We start from the raw sequence: 272 nt of genomic DNA on the forward strand, positions 1-272 counted from the left end.
CTCCCCACGCTTTCGTGCCTCAGTGTCAGTCTTAGGCCAGGCGGTCGCCTTCGCCACTGATGTTCCTTCCGATATCTACGAATTTCACCTCTACTTGGGGAATTCCGCCACCCTCTCCGGCACTCAAGCTCTGCAGTTTCGGGCGCACTTCCTCAGTTGAGCTGAGGGCTTTCACACCCGACTTGCAAAGCCGCCTACACGCGCTTTACGCCCAATAATTCCGAACAACGCTTGCACCCTCTGTATTACCGCGGCTGCTGACACACTAAATT

General features: G+C 55.5%; 1 rRNA gene. It reads right to left on the minus strand.

The features are described 5' to 3' along the window. Positions 1–272 (minus strand): 16S ribosomal RNA (locus tag CE491_RS00040); the annotation flags it as partial.

It is taken from the genome of Pseudomonas bohemica, from assembly GCF_002934685.1.
In the GTDB taxonomy this organism is placed as follows: Bacteria; Pseudomonadota; Gammaproteobacteria; order Pseudomonadales; family Pseudomonadaceae; genus Aquipseudomonas; species Aquipseudomonas bohemica.